Consider the following 19327-nt stretch of genomic DNA (forward strand, 5'->3'; position numbering starts at 1 on the left):
CGCCACGCGGGCCCCGTCGGCCCGCGGCCTACGGCCTCGTCTCCACGGCCGTACCCGCCGAAGTGTCCGTCGAAGCGCCCGCGGAAGTGTCCGCGGGCGTGGACGGCTCCCCGGTCACCGGATTCGACGGGGTGCCGGCGAGCGGGCTTCGGCGGGGCAGGCAGGCGGCGAAGCCGAAGGCGACCAGGGCGGCGCCGGAGCCGATGGCCATGACCACCCGGAAGGCGTTCTCCGAGGGCAGGGCCGCGGGGCCGAACGTCGTGGTCATCTGGGCCAGGGTGACACCCGCGACCGCGCTGGAGACCGAGGTGCCGATGGACCGCATCAGCGTGTTGAGGCTGTTGGCCGCGGCGGTTTCCGACACCGGCACGGCTCCCATGACGAGCGAGGGCATCGCGCCGTAGGCGAGCCCGACGCCGGCCCCGATGATGCTGGAGACGAGGACGAGCTGCCAGATGGCGGACATCATCGTGACGCTGAGGCCGTAGCCGGCGGCGACCACGAGGGCGCCGAGCATCAGCGTCACCTTGGGCCCCTTGGCCTTGGAGATCCGCGCGGACAGCGGTGCCGTGGCCATCATCACCAGACCGTTGGGCGCCATGACCAGGCCGACGACCATCATCGACTGCCCGAGGCCGTAGCCGGTGGCCTTCGACAGTTGCAGGAGCTGCGGCAGCACCAGGGCCATCGCGAACATCGAGAAGCCGAACACGGCGGAGGCGAGATTGGTGAACAGCACCTGACGCCGCGCGGTGGTCCGAAGATCCACCAGCGGCTGCCCCGCACGCAGTTCCCAGCGGCCCCACACCAGCAGTACGGCGACGGCCGCCGTGAACAGGGCGAGGGTCGTGGCGCTCGCCCAGCCCCAGTCGGCCCCCTTGGAGATCGCCAGCAACAGGCACAGCAGCGCGACCGACAGCCCGGCCGCGCCCACCAGGTCGAAGCGTCCGCCGGTGCGCACGGACGACTCGGGTACGAGCGTCACGACGAGTACGGCCGCCACCACACCGAAGCCCGCCGCGGTCCAGAACAGCAGGTGCCAGTCCGCGTGATCGGCGAGGAACGCGGCCGCGGGCAGACCGAGCGCGGCACCGATGCCCAGCGAGGCGCTCATCATCGCGGTCGCCCCGCCGAGCCGCTCGGCCGGCAGTTCGTCGCGCATGATGCTGATCCCGAGCGCGATCACACCGGCCGACAGGCCCTGCAGGGTCCGTCCGACGACCATCGGGGCCAGGCTGTCGCTGAGCGCGCACACGGCGGATCCGGCCACCAGCATGGCGAGGCTCGCCAGGAGCATCCGCCGCTTGCCGTACATGTCGCCGAGACGCCCCACCACCGGGGTCGCGACGGCGCCCGCGAGCAGGGTGGCCGTGATCGCCCACGTGGTGTCCGAGGCAGAGGCGCCCAGGTACCCGGGAAGCTCCGGGACCAGGGGGATCACCAGGGTCTGCATCAGCGAGACGACGATCCCGGCGAAGGCCAGCACCGCCACGACGGTGTCCGGCCGCGGCGGACCGCTCGTCCCGGAGTCGGAGGGGTGAGCAAGGGCCTCGGGCATGGCGGAGCCTCCGTCTGGGTGCTGCGATGGCCAGACTTTAAGTCAGTTGATTGACTTAGATTACTGGCTGAGGTTGCCTGATCGTGTGGAGATGGCTGAATCGGAGGAGACGGAGGAGACCGCGATGGACGTACGTGACGACGAGCCGGCGTTGACCTACCCGATCCCCGGCGCGACACCGCTGGGACCCCCCGAGGAATGGGCGAGACTGCGACAGCGGTGCCCGGTGGCGCGCGTGACCCTGCCCAGCGGCGACGAGGCATCCCTGCTGACCCGCTACGCGGACGTCAGACAGGTGCTGTCCGATCCCCGCTTCAGCCGCCTGCTGAACGCGGACGATGCCGCCCGGATCTCCGCCACCGAATCGGGCGGGGCCTTCAACAACGAGATGTCCAACGCCATGCCGCGGACCGGCGAGGCCCACCGGCGCCGGCGGCGGATGGTGAGCAAGTGGTTCACCGCCAAGAGGATGGCCGCGCTGCGCCCGGGGATGGAGGCGATGGCCGACCGCCTCCTCGACACCATGGTGGAGCACGGCCAACCCGCCGACCTGAAGGCCCACTTGGCCTTTCCACTGCCGGTGTGGGTGATCTGCGATCTGCTCGGCGTTCCCGACGAGGACCGGGACCGGTTCTCCTACTGGTCGGACACCCTGCTCAACCTCACCAAGTACGCGCAGGCGGAAATCGACGCGGCACAGGCCGAGTTCGTCGCCTACATGAGCGTCCAGGTCGCCGCCAAGCGGGCGTACCCGGGTGACGACCTGCTCAGCGACCTCCTCACGGCCACCGACCCGACCGGATACCGGCTCACGGAGCAGGAGGTGGTGTACACCGGTCAGGGCCTGCTGGTCGCCGGGCACGAGACCACGGCGAACATGATCGGGAAGATGGTCGCCATGCTGCTGGCCGACCGGCGGCACTGGGAGCGGCTGCTCGCGGACCCGTCGCTGGTGCGGCCCGCGGTCGAGGAGGCGCTGCGCATGGACGCCAACCCGGGACTCGGCATGCCGCGTTACATCGGCGAGGAAACCGAGGTCGGCGACACGGTACTGCCCAAGGGCACCACCGTGCTGTGCAGCATGGCCGCCGCGAACCGGGACGAGACCGCCTTCGAGGACGCCGGGGAGATGATCCTCGACCGTACCCCGAACACCCATCTGGCGTTCGGCGTCGGCCCGCACTCCTGCCTGGGACAGGCGCTCGCCCGGACCGAGCTGGGGGCCGTCCTCGACGTACTGCTGCGTAGGCTTCCCTCGCTCGATCTGGCCGTTCCGGTCGAGGAGCTGCGACGGCTCGAGGGACTGGTCGTCGGAGGGCTGCGCGAAGTCCCGGTGAGGTGGTGACCGGCCATGGCGGCCAGAACCGTACGGGCCGAACAGGTCAGTGCGACGCGGGAGTCGATCCTGACCGCGGCGGAGCGGCTGTACGCCGAGCAAGGGGTGTACGCGGTCTCCAACCGCCAGGTCAGCGAGGCCGCGGGGCAGGGCAACAACGCCGCCGTCGGCTATCACTTCGGCACCAAGGCCGACCTGGTGCGGGCGATCGTGCGCAAGCACTTCGTGCGGATCGAGCAGGTGCGCCTGCGGCTGCTCGCCGAGATCGACGAGGAGAGCGCCGACATCCGGGACTGGGTGACCTGCCTCGTACGCCCCCTCACCGAACATCTGGCCGAGCTCGGCCGGCCCTCCTGGTACGCCCGCTTCACCGCGCAGGTGATGACCGACCCGGCGCTGCGCCGGATCGTGATCGACGAGACCCTCAGCTCCCCGTCGATGCGGATGGTCCTCGAACGCCTGCACCGGTGCCTTTCCGACCTGCCGGTCGAAGTGCACGCCGAGCGCAGTGACATGGCGCGGGAGCTGATGGTGCACATGTGTGCCGAGCGCGAGCGAGCCCTCGCCGACAACACCCCCACGCCCCGGTCCAGTTGGCACGACACCGGACTCGGCCTGACCGATGCCGTCGTCGCGCTGTGGCTGGCCCCGATCACGCCCTGCCCGCGCCGGCAGCGCGGTGAGATCTGCCGCGACTGATCCCGCCCCACACGGATCGGAGGACGTCGTCCTGGCGGCCCGTCGTGAACAGGTCCCGGCGTCCCCGCGTACTCCTTGCCGAGTACGCGCGAACCGCACCGCAGAAGGAAAGAGACGACGTGCCCCAGCAGCGACGGCAAGGACACCTCGGCCGAACGCCTTCCCCCACCCGGCTCGTACGCCGGGCCGCGGTCGCCGGGGGCCTCGCCCTGCTTCCCCTGGCCGTGGGCTGCGACGCCGCAGGGGAGGAGGCGGCGGACGAGCGCAAGGCGTCGAAGAAGACCGCCGCCGTCGAGGTGGTGGCGCCCGCGGACGTCGAGGTGATCGCGAACCTCACCGGATGCAAGGTCACGATCCGCATCGACGCGACGGAACTCCGCGAGGGTGCCTGCCACACCGAGACCGGCGACTACCTCATCACGACGTTCCCCGAAGAGCGCTACAAGCTGACCTGGCTGGACAGCGCCGCGATCTACGGCGGCACCTATCTCGTCGGCCCGCGCTGGGCGATCAGCGCACAGCCGAAGGTCCTCGAACCGCTGCGCGCGAAGGTCGGTGGAACCGTCCAGCGACTGCGGGGTTCCGACGCCACGACAGGGCCTTGACGGGAATCCGCCCTCAGGGTTCGTCCTCCCTCTCCGCGTGACGTCTTCCGCGGGATCAGTCGGAGGGTTGGGGGGTGAGGCGCTGCAGGCCCTTGCGGTCGTAGTAGCGGGTCATGGCGAGGCCGAAGAGGAGGGCGAGCGCGGCGCCGACGGCGATCATGATCCAGGCGCGGGTGAGGCCGGCGTCGGCGCGGGCGTCGAAGAAGAGGATGGCGCGGACACCGACGCTGAGTTGGCGCATGGGTTCGAAGACGCTCAGGAAACGGTAGAAGCCCGGGACGGCTTCGAGGGGCACGGTGGAACCGGAGGAGGGCAGGCCCAGGACGATGAACACGAACATGGAGACGAGCTGGCCGATGCCCCCGAAGGCGGCGTTGATGGCCTGCACGCCCAGGCCGACCGCCAGCGACGCGCAGTAGGAGTAGACCCACAGCAGCGGCAGGTGCGAGGCGTCCATGCCGAGGATCCCGACGGTGGCGATCATGACCAGTGTGGTGGTGAGGACGGTGATCCCGGCCGTCATGGCCATCTTCAGCAGCAGCGTCTGGGTGCGGCTGATGGGCACGGTGGGGCGGCGGGTGTGCCAAGGGCCGATCTCGTTGTCGGCGTAGCCGAGGGCGGTGTCGACGCCGTTGCTGATGACGTTGCCGCCGAGGAACCCGGCGAGGACGAGGAGCAGGGTGTAGTAGAACGCGCTCAGTCCCAGGCCGCTGTGGTCCCCGATCGGGTGGCCGACCTGGGTGGCCACGGCGACGGGGTCGGCAAGCACGAGGCGGGTGGTGGCGTCGGCCTGTGCGGTGGCGGGGGAAGCCATCAGCTGCTCGCCGATGGCCAGGGAGGCCTGCTGGGCGGCCTGTTGGGTGATCCGGCTCGCGAGGGAGGAGCCGAGGCTGCCCATGCCGGGGTTGGTGACCACCGTCAGGGTGGGCCGCGTGGTGGCGTTCGCGGTGGTGAGGGCGGTGGTGGTGGTCGTGAAGTCGGCGGGGACGACCAGGGCGCCGTAGATCTTGCCGGAGGTCAGTCTGTCCTGGGCCTGGGCGAGAGTGAGGGGTTGCCAGTCGGCCTTGCCGGAGGTGTCGGCGGTGACCGAGCGGGTGATCTGTGTGCCGAGGTTCGTGGTCTGCCCGGGCAGCGGTCTGCCCTGGTCGGTGTTGACGATGGCGATGGGCAGGTGGCGCAGTTCCCCGTTCGGGTTCACGATGCCGCCCATGTAGAGCAGTGACAGCAAGAACGCCAGCAGCCCGCACAGCACGGTCGGCACCAGCCACAGCTTCGGCCGGTGCAGGAGCGCGGCGGCGCTTGCCCGGACGGGGGTGTCGTCGGCGGTGGACGTGCTGTCGGCGGCCATGGCTCTCCGTGGGTGGGTGCGGCGCGGAACCTGCGTGGGCGGGTACGGGCGCCCGTACCACGCCAGGATGGGGGCTGCGGCGGCGCGGCGGTCAGCGACGCGCCGCGCACGGAGCGCCACGGGGGCACCGGCCTCTTACGGAGCGCCGTGCGGACCGGCGTTCACACGTCCACCCCCTCCGGCCGCGGCCTGCGCGGGATGCCCAGCGCGCACACCGCGCCCACGAGAACGATCGCGACGCCGCCCCACACCGCCGGGTGCAGACCGGCGATGAACCGCTGGGGCGTGCCCATGCTGCCGTGGGCGACGAAGACCGAGCTGAGGACCGCGATACCGAGGGCGCCGCCGATCTCGCGGACGGTGGTGTTGGCGCCGGAGGCCTTGCCGGCGTGCTCCTGGCTGACCGAGCCGAGAACGACCGCGGCCGTCGGGGCGAACACGAGGCCCATACCGACACCGGCGACGATCATCGGGGCGACGAGGGAGGAGTACGGGGTGTCGATGTCCGCGACCACGTTGATCCAGCCGAGACCCACGCCCTGGAGGAAGAGCCCGAGGGCCATCAGCCGGCCGCCGCCCACGCGGTCGGAGAGCAGTCCGGCGACGGGGGCGACGAACATGGGCATCAGGGTCCAGGCCAGGGTGCGTACTCCGGCCTCGAACGGTGTGCGCTGCGGCACCATCTGGAGGTACTGGGCGAGCAGGAACAGTGAACCGAAGACGCCGAAGTACATCGCCGCGGAGACGACGTTGGTCAGGGTGAAGGCCCGTACCCGGTAGAACGAGAGCGGCAGCATCGGTTCGGGAACACGCGCCTCCCAGGCAACGAAGACGGCGAGCAGCACCGCGCCCCCCAGGAACGCCCCCAGCACCTTCGCCGACGTCCAGCCGTCCGTGTCGCCGTGCACGATGCCCCACACCACGGCGCACAGTCCGGCGGCCGCGAGGATCATCCCGATCAGGTCGAGGCGGACGCCCGGAAGCGAGCTCTCGCGCAGGGTCAGCAGGATGAGCGGTACGGCCACGACACCCACCGGCACGTTGATCCAGAAGATCCACCGCCAGTCCAGCCCGTCGACCACCGCGCCGCCGACCACCGGGCCCATCGCCACCGCCAGCCCGCTGATGCCCGACCACAGACCGAGGGCGAGGCCGCGCAGCCGCTCCGGCACGGCCTGGGAGAGCAGGGTCAGCGACAGCGGCATGACGGCCGCGGCACCGAAGCCCTGGACGGCGCGGTAGGTGATCAACTGCGCGCTGCTGTCGGCCAGTCCGCAGCCGGCGGAGGCCAGGGTGAAGACGACGATGCCGATCACGAAGACCCGTCGGCGCCCGAACCGGTCGCCCAGGGCGGCACCCGTCATCAGTAGACAGGCGAAGCTGAGCACGTACGCGTTGACGAACCACTGGAGCTGCTGGGTGGACGCCTCCAGGTCCACGGCCAGGGTGCGCAGCGCCGTGGAGACGACGAGGTTGTCCAGCGCGACCATGAACATGGGCACGCTGCACGCGACGATCGCGAGCCACAGCGGCACCCCTCGTCGTTCGCGCGCCGGGGCGACCGGAGGGTCGTCCAGGGCCGGGCTTTCCTCGGACAGCGTCATGTCGGTACGTCTCCTTGGGAGATGAAGAGTCGGTCCAGGGCAGTGGCGGGGAGGAGCGGGGGAGCGTCAGGCGGTGCCGGGTCCGGCGCCCGAGGTTCCGCGCCCGCCGGTGGCGTCGGCGCGCTCCTGCTCGGCGAGCCGTCGCCGGGCGTCCGCCCAGTCGAGGGGGAGTTCCGAGGCCGCAAGCTCCCAGAACGTGAAGACCGAGCCGCTCGTCGTGGACCGCAGCCCGGTCATGATCGAGCGGTGCGGTTCGGTCTTCGCGTACGAGTAGAGGGCCCGCTTGTCCTCCCAGGCCGACAGCGTCCAGAAGGTGCGCTTGAACGGCTGGGCGACGAGCGTGGCGCCGTATGCGCCGGGCGCGCTCTTCACCTGCTTCCACGCGGCCAGGGACCGCAGGAAGAAACGCGGTACGTCACGGAAGGAACGGACCTCGAAGCGCGAGGCCATGACGAACGCCCGCGAGTCCGGTGCGGGCACGTTGACGGTGGTCCAGGGGAGCGTGGGCATGGTGGCGCCTTCTTCCACGGAGGCAGGACGACGGACGGAGGCCCAGGGGAGCGCTGATTGGATACCTCCACTATCCATGTTAGACAGTAGAGGTGTCCAATGACCAGAGCGGAGCCGATCCGATGCGTATGTCCGAGCTGAGCCGCCTCAGCGGAGTCTCCGTCACGACGATCAAGTACTACCTCCGAGAGGGGCTGCTCCCGGCCGGCCGGCAACTGTCGGCGACCCAGGCCGAGTACGACGGGAGCCATCTGCGCAGGCTCCGTCTGATCCGCGCGCTGACCGGCGTCCGGGGGCTGTCCGTCAGTACCACCCGGGAGGTCCTGGGAGCCCTGGCGGAGCACGCCGGGGACACCCATCGCCTGCTCGGCCTCACCCTCGGTTCGATCGGGCCTGCCGAGGATTTTGCGCAGGACTCCACTGAACGGGCCGAAGTCGACGCGCTCGTGGAGGAGTTGGGCTGGGACGTCCACGAGTCGGCGCCCGCGCGGGCGACTCTGGCCGAGACCCTGGGCTCTCTGCGCGGCCTCGGTGTCCCGTTCGACCGGAGCGCGCTCGTGCCGTACGCCCGGCTGGCCGAACGGACCGCGGCGCTCGACCTCGACCAACTGGACGGAATCGACGACCCGCTGGAACTGGCCGAGCGCGCGCTGCTGCTCACGGTCCTGCTCGAACCCGCGCTGATGGCGCTGCGCCGCATGGCCCAGGAGAACGAGTCGGCGCGGCGCCACGGGGGCGGTCGTCGGTGACTGGACCGTCGCCATTGATGCGACGGTCGCCATTGATGCGACGGTCGCCGTTGATGCGACGGTCGCCGTGGGGCGGACGGTTGCCATGGGGCGGACGGTGTGGTTCGGATGGTGCTGACCGGGAAGCGCCGGTCAGGTGGCCGTCGCGATCAGCGCGGGTCTTCGGGGAGGCAGTTGAGCAGGGCGTTCAGACCGTCGTGGTCGAGAACGGAGACGCCCAGGGCCACGGTCATCACCGCCAGTAGATGCACGGCCCCCGGAAGGTCCGCGTCGGCGGCGCGGGTCAGGGCCTGCGTGTCGCCCGCGGCCCAGGCCCGGACCGCCTGCCCGAAGGCGAACTCGTAGTGCGGGGGAGCCGCCGTGGCCGCCCGCTCGGCGGCCCGGCCCACGTCGCGGGCCGCGGGCTGGGCGGTCAGGGTGAGGCGCAGGGTGACGTCCATGACGGCACAGAGGTAGGTGTACGTGTCGTCGAGGGCGGTCTCGTCCAGGGTGTCCAGGGCCGTGGCGACTGACCGCGCGTCGCCGTCGGTGTACCCGCGCAGCAGGAGCAACGCGGTGTGCCGGGCGGGGTGGGGGCCGGTGGTCCGGTCGTGGGGTGAGGGAACGCAGGGATGATGCGACACGCGGTGGACTCCTTCGGCGGGCAGCCCGAACTCCGGACGGTCCGCCGCTGAGCTGCGCCTGACCGTGGACTCCAGCCGACCCTAGTGAAGCCCGTCGGCCACCGCGTCCAACCAGCGTCCGATCACGCATACGAAGATCGGACTACTTCCGATCGCGTACGCCGCCCTTCTTCGGGCCTCCAGCGCCACCACCCGCGGCCGTTTGGTTGACGTCTCAAGTGGGACGACCTACAGTCAAACTTGAAGGTTCAACTTAAAAACCTGAGCCCGCGAGCCGGAGCACCCTCACCCACGTAAGGACCGGCATGAACTCCCTCCTCGATCCCGAGGTGCCCGCCGGAGCGTACGACCGGTTCCTGGTCGACGCGCTGGCGCGAGCCCGGTCCCAGCGCGTGTGGACGCCCGCGGACGGACCCCTTCCCGCGCTGTACCTGAGCCACGGCGCGCCCCCGCTGTTCGACGACGGGCCGTGGCTGCGGGAACTGTTCGAGTGGGCCCAGTCCCTGCCGAAGCCGAAGAGCGTCCTGATCGTCTCCGCGCACTGGGAGGCGGCGCCGCTGTGTCTGTCGGCCCCGGCGGCGCACACCCCGCTCGTCTACGACTTCGGCGGCTTCCACCCGCGCTACTACACGATGACGTACGACACTCCCGACGCGACCGCCCTCGCGCACCGCGTGGCCGGGACCATGCCGGACGGCGAGTCGCTGTACCAGCACCCCTCCCGCGGCCTCGACCACGGCGCCTGGGTGCCGCTGATGGCCATGTACCCCTTGGGTGACATCCCGGTGCTCCAGCTCAGCATGCCCACTCACGACCCCGGCCGGCTCCTCGAACTCGGCGCCCGGCTCGGCCCGTTGCGGGAGGAGGGCGTCCTCGTGATCGGCTCGGGGTTCATGACGCACGGACTGCCCTTCATCACCCGCGAGATGCTGACACGGGGCGAAGTGCCGGGCTGGTCCTCGGACTTCGACGCCTGGGTCGCCGACGCGCTCGCCCGCGGGGACGTCGACGAACTCGCGGCCTTCCGGACCAGGGCGCCCGGTATGCCGTACGCCCATCCGACGGTCGACCACTACATCCCGCTGTTCGTCACGCTGGGCGCCGCCCCGAGCGCCGACCGGGCGGTGCGCACCACCGTCGATGGTTTCATGATGGGCTTCTCCAAGCGGTCCTTCCAGACCGCGGGGTGAACCCCTGAACCCTCCGCACCGACACAAACTGCCTTCACCTCAACGGAGTTGAGACATGAACGACCGTGCCGACCAGACCATCGACGCCCTGCGCGGCGGACACGACTACCTGACCGCCGTGGTGCACGGGCTCGCCACCGCCGACCTCACCCGGCCGTCCGGCGCGTCTGAGTGGGACGTGTCCCAGGTCCTCAGCCACCTCGGCAGCGGCGCGGAGATCGGCCTGGCCTCCCTGGAGGGCGCGCTGAACGGCACCGGGCCCCAGGGCGGTGACTTCAACAAGTCGGTGTGGGCGCGCTGGGACGCGATGTCCCCGGTCGAGCGCGCCGAGAGCTTTGTGACCGCCAACGAGGCGCTGGTGCGTGGGTACGAGGCTCTCGACCCGCGGGCCCGTGCCGAACTCCGGGTCGACCTCGGCTTCCTGCCCGCGCCCGTGGACGTCGCGACGGTGGCGGGTCTGCGGCTCGGCGAGTTCACCCACCACACCTGGGACGTGGAGGTGGCCTTCGACCGTACGGCGGTCCTGGCGCCTGCCGCGGTCGAGCCGCTCCTCGACCAGGCCGGACTGCTCATAGGCTTTCTCGGCAAGGTCGAGGCCCTCGGTGGACGGCGGGTTCGCCTCGCGGTCCACACCACCGCTCCGCGGCGCGCGTTCGGGCTCGACCTGGTCGACGCGGTCGTGCTCACCGACGAGCCTGGCGAGCCCGACGCCGTCCTGAGCGCACCGGCCGAGTGGTGGCTGCGGCTCGTCACCGGCCGCCATGCCGCCGACCACACCCCGGCCGAGGTGACCCTCAAGGGCGACACCCTCACCCTCGACGACCTGCGACGCGTCTTCCCCGGGTTCTGATCCGCCGGTTCGTCCCCCGGCATCCGCCGGTTCGTCCCCCGGCACCCGGCATTCCGCGCCGCCCGGCGTCCGACTGCGCGCCCCCGTAGGCCTGTCCGGCCCTGAAGGCGCTACTTCCCCGGCCCCTCGGGGGCCGCATCGCCACCCTCGACCTGCCCGGAGTCCGCACCGGGACGCGGCGAGGGTGGCAACAAGTCGTGCAGTGCCTCGTACCGCTGCGCGCAGGCCGTCTGCGCGATGGCCTGCGAGACGGCGTCGGCCAGCGGGCCCGTGGACTCGCGCAGCAGCCGCCGCGCCTTGTCCGTGAGGACCACCTCGATACCGCGCCGGTCGCCGCACGCCGACCGCCGTGTGATCAGTCCCGCATGCTGCAGACACGCCACCTGATAGGTCAGCCGCGTCTTGGGGCGGCCCAGTAGTTCCGCGATCTGGGTCATCCGCAGGCTGGACCCGGGCTGGTCGGCCAGCAGGCACAGCATCAGGAACTCGTCGTGCGAGACGTCGAGGGTGTCCTTGACGCGGGCGCGCAACTGCTGCTCGATCGCCCCGGCCGCCGCCAGGAGACGCATCCAGGCCCGCAGCGGGGCGGGCAGCAGCTCACCGTCACCCGACGGCTCGTGTTCGGGCAGGTCAGCGGGGGCGGAAGGGTCGGCCATAGTGTCCCAGTCTACCGGTTGTCCAATTTTGAAGAACCGGCTAGCGTGGAGTCATCCAAATTTGGATGACCGCATTGTCCCCACAGTCCCCGTGTGCCGCGCGCCCCCGTGCGTCGCGCACCGCTGTGCACCGTCCGTAACCGTCTGGAGAACTCTCATGACCGTCGCTGTCGAAACCGGCCTGTGGCAGCTCGACCCCGCCCGTACCGTCGTCGCCATCAAGCACAAGACGATGTGGGGCATGGTCACCGTGAAGGGCACCTTCACCGGAGTCACCGGAGAGGGCGAGGTGCAGCCCGACGGGACCGCCCGCGGCACCATCACCCTGGACGTCGCGTCCCTGGACACGAAGAACGCCAAGCGGGACAAGCACCTCCGCTCCGCCGACCTCTTCGACGCCGACCGCCACCCCACGATCACCTTCGCCGTCCGTGACGCCGTCCTCGGCCAGGACGACACCGTGGAGATCAACGGGCAGCTGACCGTGCGCGGCATCAGCCGGCCGCAGCCCGTCACCGGCCGCGTGACCGGGGCGAGCGCCGACAGCGTCACGCTCACCGCGGAGTTCACCGTGGACCGCGACCAGTTCGACATGGGCTGGAACCAGATGGGCATGATCCGCGGCCTGACGACCGTCACCGGCACGCTCGTCTTCGCCCGCGCCAAGGCCTGAGCCGACGCGGCGCCGGGGCCCGGGCCCTGCGGCCCTCCCGGCCCCGGCGACCTTGGCGTACGCGCTCAGCGCACCTTGTCGTGGAAGGCCGGGTGGGCGTCGAGCCGACGTACGTAGTCACGGAGCTGCCCGTACGGGGCGAGGGATTCCGTCGGGTCGAGTCGGGTCAGGGCCACCCAGAGGTCGACGTCCGCGGCCGTCAGCTCGTCGCCCAACACGTAGGCTTGCGGGGCGAGTTGCCGGTCCAGTGACTGGAGTGCCGTCGTGCGCGCGAGCGGCGGCGAGGTGGGGGTGACGTCCCGGTCGAGGAGTTCGCGCAGGGCGTCGATGTCCGCGGTGAGGGCCGGTGGGTTCAGCCGGGGGAGGCGGGCGTCGTTCTGGCAGCCCGGCAGCCCGGCGAGGTCACGCAGGATGTCGGGCGTGTGGTTGCTCACGATCCGTCCGCTCCAACGGTCGCACAGCGCGGGCGCGGTGAGCGGACCGTCGTAGTGGTGCCAGGTGGCCTCGTACGCGCCGCGCAGTGCGGCGAAAGCGTCGGGTGTCTCGGCGGGAAGCGTCAGCAGCGTGGTGGCGACCGAGTCGTGGAGACCGAGCAGCTCCAGGGTGACCGAGATGCGCAGCGAACGCGGACAGCCCTCGGTGAGGTACAGCTGATAGCGGTGCGGCGCCGGGTAGAAACCGCCGGCCAGGCCGACGCCGATGCGGCTGCGGATGCGGTGGGGGCGAGGCGCGGCGAGCGAGACTGTCTTGGGCATGACTCTCCAGGGAACGTCGAAGCCCCCGCGGCCCGTTGGGCGGCGGTGGCGGAACGGAGTGACTGCGCTGACGTACGGACCGGTCCGGATCGTGGGACGTGCCCGACCGGACGGATCGCAGGGACCAGTACGCGCTGGACGGATCGCAGGGACCAGTACGCGCTGGACGGATCGCAGGGACCAGTCGCGCTGGACGGACCGCCTGGACTAGTACGCGCTGGAGACCCGCTGCAGATCGATGTGCAGGCGCCTGGTCAGACCGTTCGTGCTCCTCCTGGCCATTCCCATCGCTCCCGTGTCCGGGGCTCGCGAGAGGCGAGACCACGCTTGCCCCGCCGCACCGGCGGAACCCGGTCGTCACCCGGGGCACCCCGTCGCGGTGGAAGGGTTGCCTGTCAGCGGGCCGGGGCCGATAACCGCGTCGAACGGGAGAAACCCGCACGACGGGCGCTGACAATCGTGACCGTCCCCGTCAGTCTCGGTCCGGTCCGCGGAGCCGTCAAGGAGGCATATGCGCGGTCTCACCACGTGGTCATTCTGGCCGGTGCGCGTTGACATTCGTTTGGGGCCATGCCTAACTTACGCCGCATCGGACCGGATCGATTCCGGTGCGTTCGAGGCCCAGCGGGGCGGAATGGTGACGGTGAACGCGATGTACGCAGCTGACGGGACGACCGCTTCGCGGCGCCACGGCTGCCTCGCCACCGCACTGTGTTGTACGTCCCGCGGCGCCCGCTGTCTCTGTCAGGGCTGACCGCTTCCGCCTTCCGCGGCGTTGAACGTCCGCACGGCTCAACATCCCTCGCCCGCCACCCTGTTGGTGCGCTGCCGGTGAGCCTTCCTCTCCGTACCCCCTGACATCCGTCTGTCCCCGCGCGCACCGCCGTCGTACGGGCCGCGGCGGTGTGTCCGCATTCGTTGGAGCCCTCCATGAGTGAATCCCTGGGCTCCGCCGTGCCGTTGAGCACGACGGAGCCCCGCCCGGCCGCGGCACAGCGCGTGCTGCCCCTGCGCCACCCCGGCCGCTGGATCGCCTCGGCGATCGTGCTCGTCGTGGTCGCCCAGATCGTCCACGGGCTGGCGACCAACCCCTTCTTCCAGTGGGACAGGTTCCAGTACTGGTTCCTGCGTCCCACGATCCTCGACGGTCTGCTCATCACCCTCGAAGTGACCCTCTACAGCGCTGTGTTGGGCCTGCTCGGCGGCATCCTGCTCGCCCTGGCCCGGCTCTCCAGGAGCCCCGTGCTGCGCGCGGTGAGCTGGGTCTACATCTGGCTGTTCCGCTCGGTGCCGCTCATCGTCGTCCTGCTCTTCCTCTACAACTTCAGCGCGCTCTACAAGACGCTGAGCCTCGGTGTCCCCTTCGGCCCCGCCTTCCTCACCTTCGACGAGTCCCGGCTCGCCACCGACATGGTCGTCGCGGTCGTCGGACTGAGCCTCAACGAGGCGGCGTACGCGGCGGAAGTGGTCCGCGGCGGCATCCTCTCCGTCGACCAGGGCCAGCACGAGGCGGCCTCCGCACTCGGTCTGCCCAAGGGCTACCAGTTCAGGAAGATCGTGTTCCCGCAGGCGCTGCGCTCCATCACCCCGAACTACGTCAACCAACTGATCGGCCTGATCAAGGGCACCTCGCTGGTCTTCTACGTCTCGCTGCTCGACCTCTTCGGCTCGGTACAGAGCATGGGCTCCACCTACCCCGGCGACATCGTGCCGCTGCTGCTGGTCGCCACCGCCTGGTACCTGATCCTCACGAGCGTCGTGTCCGTCGTCCAGTTCTACGTCGAGCGGTACTACTCGCGGGGCGCGCTGCGCTCCCTCCCGCCGACCCCGTTGCAGAAGGTCCGCACCGGTCTGCGTGACCTGCGGGCCCGGGTCCGCAAGGAGGCGGCGATATGACCGGCGAGACGCTCGCGATCCGACCGGCCGCCGTCGAGGTGCGCGATGTGCACAAGTGGTACGGCGCCCAGCGCGTGCTGAACGGAGTGGAGCTGACGGTACGCCCCGGAGAGGTCACCGTGATCCTCGGTCCGTCCGGCTCCGGCAAGTCCACCCTCCTCAGGGTGATCAACCACTTGGAGAAGCCCGAGATCGGCCATGTCAGCCTGAACGGCGAGCTGATCGGCGTACGGCGGCACGGCAAGCGCAGCGAGATGGGGGTCCCCCCGGCCGAAGGCTGGGGGAGGCTCAAGGAGCTGACCGAGCGGGCGATCCTGGCCCAGCGTGGCCGGATCGGGTTCGTCTTCCAGAACTTCAACCTGTTCCCGCATCTGACGGTGCTGGACAACGTGGCGGCCGCGCCGGTGGCGACCCGACGGCTGAAGCGGCCCGAGGCCCGGGAACTCGCGCGCACCCTCCTCGACCGCGTGGGTCTTGCCGACAAGGCCGACGCCTATCCACGGCAGTTGTCGGGCGGCCAGCAGCAGCGAGTCGCCATCGCCCGCGCCCTCGCGCTGCGGCCCGGAGTCATCCTCTTCGACGAACCCACCTCCGCCCTCGACCCCGAGCTGGTCGGTGAGGTGCTCGCCGTCATCAAGGACCTGGCCACCAGCGGCACCACGCTCGTCATCGTGACCCACGAGATCGGCTTCGCCCGCGAGGTGGCCGACCGGATCGTCTTCCTCGACGAGGGCCGCGTCGTCGAACAGGGCTCGCCCACCGAGGTGTTGGACCACCCGGCACACGAGCGGACCAGGGACTTCCTGAGCAAGGTCCTCTGAACTTCCCTCCCTCACCGCCCCTCCCTCACCGCCTCTGCACCCACCGCCTCTGCACCCACCGCCTCTGCACCCCCGCCTCTGCACCCACCTCACCTTCATCCACCACGCCTTCCCTCACCACACGTCCCTCACGAACATCGGACAAGGACAGCCATGCGCACCCTCACCCTCCGCAGCAGACTCCTCCGTGGCCTCACCGCCTCCACCGCCGTCGCCGCCCTCGCCGCCGGGCTGGCCGCGTGCGGGGGCGAGAGCGACGCGGCCACCACCTCCGACAACGCCGCGTCCGGCACCGTCACCGTGGGCGCGCTTTCCAACGGCGCCGCGCGGCAGACCGACCTCAAGGTGTCCGAGGTCAAGTCCATCAGCGCCGAGCTGCCCAAGTCGGTCGCCAAGAGCGGCAAGCTGGTCGTCGGCGTCGGCGCGCTGCCCGCCGGGTTCCCGCCGCTGGCGTACGTCGGCCAGGACCAGAAGACCCTCACCGGTGCCGAACCCGACCTCGGCCGACTGGTCGCCGCGGTCCTCGGACTGAAGGCGGAGGTGAAGAACTCGACCTGGGAGAACCTGTTCGTCGGCATCGACAGCGGCAAGGTCGACGTCGCCTTCTCCAACGTCACGGACACCGAGGAACGCAAGAAGAAGTACGAGTTCGCCTCCTACCGGCAGGACAACCTCGCCTTCGAGGTGCTGAAGAAGAGCACCTGGAACTTCGCCGGCGACTACGAGAACCTGGCCGGCAAGACCGTCTCCGTGAGCGCGGGAACCAACCAGGAGAAGATCCTGCTCGAGTGGAAGGCAAAGCTGGCGAAGGAGGGCAAGAAGCTCAACGTCAAGTACTTCCAGGACAGCAACAGCACCTATCTGGCACTGTCCAGCGGGAAGATCGACGCCTCCTTCGGGCCCAACCCCGGTATCTCGTACCACATCACCCAGACGGCGAAGACGCCCAACGCGACCCGCAACGCGGGCAAGTTCTCCGGCGCGGGCGCGACCCTCCAGGGGCTGATCGCGGCCACCGCGAAGAAGGACAGCGGGCTGGCCAAGCCGGTCGCCGACGCGATCAACCACCTGATCAAGGACGGGCAGTACGCCAAGTGGCTCGCCGCCTGGAACCTCTCCAACGAGGCCGTCAGCACCTCGCGGATCAACCCGCCCGGCCTGCCGCTCGACAACTCCTGATCGCCTCCCGGAGGTCCGACACCACCATGTCCACCGTTGCCCGACCTACCCCGTCGCAGATCCCGGCGGCACCCCACATCCTGGACAACGCCGCCTGGGCCGCGCTGACCGGCCCGCACGCCCACCTTGCCGAGCGTGTCGGCCGCGCCGCCCGCTACCCCCAGGACGTCTCCCCGTTCACCGCCCTCGCCGACCCGGCCGACCCACGCGCCTGGGACGATCTCGCCGCGCTTGTCGGACCCGGCACCGTCACCCCCGTGACCGGGGCGAAGTCGGTGCCCGAGGGCTGGGAGACGGTGCAGCACGGCCAGGGCGTACAACTGGTCGACACCTCGCTGCGCGCCGAGCCCGCCCCCGAAGCGGTGCGGCTCGGACGGGACGACGTCCCGGAGATCCTGGACCTGATCGCCCTGACCGAGCCGGGTCCCTTCCTGCCCCGCACGGTCGAACTCGGCACCTACCTCGGCATCCGGCACCGCGGCCGGCTCGTCGCCCTGGCCGGCGAACGGCTGCGCCCGCCCGGCTGGACGGAGATCAGCGCGGTCTGCACCGCCCCGGACCACCGCGGCAAGGGCCTGGCCACGCGACTCGTCCGCGCGATCGCGGCCGGCATCAGGGAGCGCGGAGACACCCCCTTCCTGCATGCCTCCGCGACCAACACCGGCGCGATCCGGCTCTACGAGTCGATCGGCTTCACCCTGCGCCGCCGCTCGGAGTTCCTCCTCGTCCGAACTCCGGGCACTCAGCAGGAACAGACGGCGTAGGCGGGCCGTTGTGTTGAAGAGGTTCACGATGTCGGCGCGGCCACCGGCCCGCCGGGACGCAAGGGCGGAGGTGAGGGACGTGCGAGTCGGGTCCGATCTTCGCGTCATGGTGCTCACCCCGCGCCGCCGTGTACGTCTTTACTCCCGGCCGCACATCGATCTGCAGCGCGTAGCCGGCGCGCTCTGTCGTCCCTGACCTGTCACCCCGCCGCCGCGCCCTCCGCGTAGAGGGCCGCGCTCTCGTACGGTCGACCAGGAAGGCACCCCCTCCGTGTCCGCATCATCTTCGCTGCCCGATTCCTCCCCCTCGTCCTCCCCTCTGCACCTCGCCGTCGCACTCGACGGCGCCGGCTGGCACCCGGCGGCCTGGCGCGAGCCGGTGGCCCGCCCCCGTGAGCTGCTCACCGCCGGGTACTGGACGGACCTGGTCACCGAGGCCGAGCGCGGTCTCCTCGACTTCGTGACCATCGAGGACGCCCTCGGACTCCAGTCCTCGCACCTCGCCGAGCCCGACGGCCGAACCGACCAGGTCCGCGGGCGCCTCGACGCCGTCCTGATCGCCGCCCGCGTCGCCCCGCTGACCAGCCACATAGGACTGGTCCCGACCGCCGTCGTCACCCATACCGAGCCCTTCCACATCTCCAAGGCGATCGCCACCCTCGACTACGTGAGCACGGGCCGTGCGGGCGTACGGGTGCAGGTGTCGCCCCGCGCCCACGAGGCCGCGCACTTCGGCCGCCGTACGTTCCCGCCGCTGCGCATCGAGGACCTGGACACCCCGGCCGTGCGAGAGCTGACGACCGACCTCTTCGACGAGGCCGCGGACTACGTGGAAGCGGTGCGCCGGCTCTGGGACAGCTGGGAGGACGACGCGGAGATCCGGGACGTCGCCACCGGACGCTTCGTCGACCGCGACAAACTGCACTACATCGACTTCGAGGGCAAGCACTTCAGCGTCAAGGGCCCCTCGATCACCCCCCGCCCGCCGCAGGGCCAGCCGATCGTCAGCGCCCTGGCCCACGCGACCATCCCCTACCGGCTGGTGGCGCGGGCCGCCGACATCGGTTACGTCACCCCGCACGACGTCGGCCAGGCCCGTGCCATCGTCGAGGAGATCCGCGCCGAGCAGACGGCGGCCGGCCGCGCCGACGAACCCCTGCACCTCTTCGGCGACCTCGTGGTGTTCCTGGACGACGACCCGGCCGAGGCCGCGGCGCGCCGCGAACGTCTCGACACGCTGGCCGGCTACCCGTACACGAGCGACGCCCGCGTCTTCACCGGCTCACCCGTCCAACTGGCCGACTTGCTCCAAGAGTTGGCGGAGGCCGGCCTGTCCGGCTTCCGGCTGCGTCCCGCTGTCCTCGGCCACGACCTGCCCGCCGTCACCCGGGGCCTCGTGCCCGAACTCCAGCGCCGGGGCGTCTTCCGGCAGTCGTACGAGTCCGACACCCTGCGCGGGTTGCTCGGCCTCTCCCGCCCCGTCAACCGCTACGCCGCCACCGCCTGAGCCG

21 protein-coding genes and 1 riboswitch are annotated in these 19327 nt (G+C 70.7%); of the genes, 13 read left to right on the plus strand and 8 right to left on the minus strand.

Annotation, left to right across the window (positions count from 1 at the left end; translation table 11 throughout):
• Positions 1-28: 28 nt before the first annotated feature.
• Positions 29-1558, minus strand: coding sequence for an MFS transporter (locus tag ACFZDJ_RS24340; protein ID WP_391061385.1), 1530 nt, complete (start codon positions 1556-1558; stop codon positions 29-31).
• A gap of 91 nt (positions 1559-1649) precedes the next feature.
• On the opposite strand from ACFZDJ_RS24340, the gene ACFZDJ_RS24345 reads away from it, so the two are divergent.
• The 3 genes from ACFZDJ_RS24345 (at position 1650) to ACFZDJ_RS24355 (ending at position 4198) form a co-directional block, all read left to right on the plus strand.
• A complete protein-coding gene (locus tag ACFZDJ_RS24345; RefSeq protein ID WP_391061388.1) occupies positions 1650-2903 on the plus strand; it encodes a cytochrome P450 in 1254 nt (417 codons plus the stop codon).
• 6 nt (positions 2904-2909) lie between these two features.
• Positions 2910-3593: a TetR family transcriptional regulator gene (locus ACFZDJ_RS24350; protein WP_390929532.1), complete on the plus strand. Its 684-nt coding sequence runs from the start codon at positions 2910-2912 to the stop codon at positions 3591-3593.
• 119 nt (positions 3594-3712) lie between these two features.
• Positions 3713-4198 (plus strand): hypothetical protein, encoded by a 486-nt coding sequence (locus tag ACFZDJ_RS24355; RefSeq protein ID WP_384925910.1) that lies wholly within the window; start codon positions 3713-3715, stop codon positions 4196-4198.
• Positions 4199-4253: 55 nt separating this feature from the next.
• Here ACFZDJ_RS24355 and ACFZDJ_RS24360 read toward each other — a convergent pair whose 3' ends face one another.
• The 3 genes from ACFZDJ_RS24360 to ACFZDJ_RS24370 all read right to left on the minus strand — a co-directional run bounded on the left by ACFZDJ_RS24360 (position 4254) and on the right by ACFZDJ_RS24370 (position 7660).
• The gene (locus tag ACFZDJ_RS24360; protein ID WP_390929529.1) at positions 4254-5546 is read right to left on the minus strand and encodes a DUF3533 domain-containing protein; all 1293 of its coding nucleotides are present in this window, start codon (positions 5544-5546) and stop codon (positions 4254-4256) included.
• Positions 5547-5707: 161 nt separating this feature from the next.
• Positions 5708-7150: a DHA2 family efflux MFS transporter permease subunit gene (locus ACFZDJ_RS24365; RefSeq protein WP_391061393.1), complete on the minus strand. Its 1443-nt coding sequence runs from the start codon at positions 7148-7150 to the stop codon at positions 5708-5710.
• Positions 7151-7216: 66 nt separating this feature from the next.
• Positions 7217-7660, minus strand: a complete 444-nt coding sequence (locus ACFZDJ_RS24370) for a DUF3291 domain-containing protein (RefSeq protein ID WP_391061396.1) — start codon at positions 7658-7660, stop codon at positions 7217-7219.
• A gap of 122 nt (positions 7661-7782) precedes the next feature.
• Between ACFZDJ_RS24370 and ACFZDJ_RS24375 the strand changes: the two genes are divergently transcribed.
• Entirely contained in the window at positions 7783-8409 is a 627-nt protein-coding gene (locus ACFZDJ_RS24375) for a MerR family transcriptional regulator (RefSeq protein WP_390929985.1), read from the plus strand.
• A 149-nt stretch (positions 8410-8558) separates the two neighbouring features.
• Here the strand turns inward: ACFZDJ_RS24375 and ACFZDJ_RS24380 are convergent, their stop codons facing one another.
• Positions 8559-9032 carry a hypothetical protein gene (locus ACFZDJ_RS24380; RefSeq protein WP_390929524.1) on the minus strand — a complete coding sequence of 158 codons (474 nt, stop codon included), beginning with the start codon at positions 9030-9032 and terminating at the stop codon, positions 8559-8561.
• A gap of 305 nt (positions 9033-9337) precedes the next feature.
• Here ACFZDJ_RS24380 and ACFZDJ_RS24385 point away from each other — a divergent pair, with 305 nt between their 5' ends.
• Both ACFZDJ_RS24385 and ACFZDJ_RS24390 read left to right on the plus strand, forming a co-directional pair.
• Positions 9338-10222: a dioxygenase gene (locus tag ACFZDJ_RS24385; protein ID WP_391061399.1), complete on the plus strand. Its 885-nt coding sequence runs from the start codon at positions 9338-9340 to the stop codon at positions 10220-10222.
• A gap of 55 nt (positions 10223-10277) precedes the next feature.
• Positions 10278-11072: a maleylpyruvate isomerase family mycothiol-dependent enzyme gene (locus ACFZDJ_RS24390; RefSeq protein WP_391061402.1), complete on the plus strand. Its 795-nt coding sequence runs from the start codon at positions 10278-10280 to the stop codon at positions 11070-11072.
• A gap of 110 nt (positions 11073-11182) precedes the next feature.
• Here ACFZDJ_RS24390 and ACFZDJ_RS24395 read toward each other — a convergent pair whose 3' ends face one another.
• Complete coding sequence (locus tag ACFZDJ_RS24395; protein ID WP_390929521.1) at positions 11183-11728, minus strand: MarR family transcriptional regulator; 546 nt, start codon at positions 11726-11728, stop codon at positions 11183-11185.
• Positions 11729-11885: 157 nt separating this feature from the next.
• Here ACFZDJ_RS24395 and ACFZDJ_RS24400 point away from each other — a divergent pair, with 157 nt between their 5' ends.
• Entirely contained in the window at positions 11886-12401 is a 516-nt protein-coding gene (locus ACFZDJ_RS24400) for a YceI family protein (RefSeq protein WP_391061405.1), read from the plus strand.
• Between the two features lie 65 nt (positions 12402-12466).
• Here the strand turns inward: ACFZDJ_RS24400 and ACFZDJ_RS24405 are convergent, their stop codons facing one another.
• Both ACFZDJ_RS24405 and ACFZDJ_RS24410 read right to left on the minus strand, forming a co-directional pair.
• A complete protein-coding gene (locus ACFZDJ_RS24405) occupies positions 12467-13156 on the minus strand; it encodes a glutathione S-transferase C-terminal domain-containing protein (RefSeq protein ID WP_391061407.1) in 690 nt (229 codons plus the stop codon).
• 207 nt (positions 13157-13363) lie between these two features.
• Positions 13364-13444: a putative leader peptide gene (locus ACFZDJ_RS24410; protein ID WP_351660076.1), complete on the minus strand. Its 81-nt coding sequence runs from the start codon at positions 13442-13444 to the stop codon at positions 13364-13366.
• Between the two features lie 30 nt (positions 13445-13474).
• Positions 13475-13621: riboswitch (SAM riboswitch) on the minus strand.
• Between the two features lie 465 nt (positions 13622-14086).
• On the opposite strand from ACFZDJ_RS24410, the gene ACFZDJ_RS24415 reads away from it, so the two are divergent.
• From ACFZDJ_RS24415 to ACFZDJ_RS24440, 6 genes are all read left to right on the plus strand, one after another.
• Positions 14087-15052: an amino acid ABC transporter permease gene (locus ACFZDJ_RS24415; RefSeq protein ID WP_384913956.1), complete on the plus strand. Its 966-nt coding sequence runs from the start codon at positions 14087-14089 to the stop codon at positions 15050-15052.
• Positions 15049-15873, plus strand: coding sequence for an ATP-binding cassette domain-containing protein (locus ACFZDJ_RS24420; RefSeq protein ID WP_390929515.1), 825 nt, complete (start codon positions 15049-15051; stop codon positions 15871-15873). Before ACFZDJ_RS24415 ends, ACFZDJ_RS24420 begins: the two co-directional genes overlap by 4 nt.
• Before the next feature lie 153 nt (positions 15874-16026).
• Entirely contained in the window at positions 16027-17052 is a 1026-nt protein-coding gene (locus ACFZDJ_RS24425) for a transporter substrate-binding domain-containing protein (RefSeq protein ID WP_390929513.1), read from the plus strand.
• 26 nt (positions 17053-17078) lie between these two features.
• Complete coding sequence (locus ACFZDJ_RS24430) at positions 17079-17816, plus strand: GNAT family N-acetyltransferase (RefSeq protein WP_391061410.1); 738 nt, start codon at positions 17079-17081, stop codon at positions 17814-17816.
• A gap of 106 nt (positions 17817-17922) precedes the next feature.
• The gene (locus tag ACFZDJ_RS24435; protein ID WP_323138250.1) at positions 17923-18012 is read left to right on the plus strand and encodes a putative leader peptide; all 90 of its coding nucleotides are present in this window, start codon (positions 17923-17925) and stop codon (positions 18010-18012) included.
• A 75-nt stretch (positions 18013-18087) separates the two neighbouring features.
• Positions 18088-19323, plus strand: coding sequence for an LLM class flavin-dependent oxidoreductase (locus ACFZDJ_RS24440; protein ID WP_391061412.1), 1236 nt, complete (start codon positions 18088-18090; stop codon positions 19321-19323).
• Positions 19324-19327: the final 4 nt, after the last annotated feature.

Source organism: Streptomyces sp. NPDC007896 (assembly GCF_042959425.1).
Lineage (GTDB): Bacteria > Actinomycetota > Actinomycetes > Streptomycetales > Streptomycetaceae > Streptomyces.